The sequence below is a fragment of the Streptomyces coffeae genome, assembly GCF_016741875.1.
Taxonomy (GTDB): domain Bacteria; phylum Actinomycetota; class Actinomycetes; order Streptomycetales; family Streptomycetaceae; genus Streptomyces; species Streptomyces coffeae.
Genome location: NZ_JAERRF010000164.1, coordinates 1 through 739 on the forward strand (window position 1 = coordinate 1; position 739 = coordinate 739).

Annotated in this window: 1 pseudogene; it reads right to left on the reverse strand. The window is 58.9% G+C overall.

Going from position 1 to position 739, the window contains the following annotated elements:
* Nucleotides 1-309 (reverse strand): annotated as a pseudogene (locus JK363_RS42005) (hypothetical protein); the annotation flags it as partial.
* Nucleotides 310-739 lie beyond the last annotated feature (430 nt).

Here is a 739-nt window from a genome sequence, read left to right on the forward strand (position 1 = left end):
CCGCCCCTTCGTGATGACCCCATCCTGCCGATCCTGCTTCATCATGTAACGCAGGAGTTGCAACGCCCCTCCGGTCGCGTGGTCATCCAGGCGCCTATGCTTCGGGTCTGATGTCACAGCCGCTGCGGTGAGATCGATCCACATAGCCCGGTAGGCGCCCAACGCCTCCGGATGACGATGAACTTCCGAATCCTGTGATGAGCCCGACGCTGAACGCTTCATTACGGGCTTGGCATCATCCGACGGATTCTCCGAGCAGCCGCCCATTAGCGCTCCAACGATCGGGATGCACACCCAGACAAGTCTCACACGCCTATGCACCTTCACCTGCCACTTCCACCACCCTCCGAAGGCAGTCGAGACTACACATGATTGCGTGCTTGACGTTCCCTACGGGACGTCAACTAAACGACGCATCGGATCACTCGATCTAATGAATGCCTGTTCGTCGATGCCTAAATGGGAATGATTCCTGCCGCCGAACGGATGTTAATCAGGCCCCGGCGTCCGCTCGCAGGGCTAGGACGCAACCCCAGAATCCCAAGACCCGACAGTAGGACCGCTACACAAGCCGACATCTCAAAGACGCGGAATCACCCCTTTAGGGGGCAGAGATCACCATCCAGGCGGCTTTTATGCCTGCCTTTGAGGGGCGGAACCCCCACCGGCCACCTGTAATTTGATCCACAATACGCAGCCCCCGCCCATCCTCGGAGAGACTAGCGATCAGGCTGTCGAG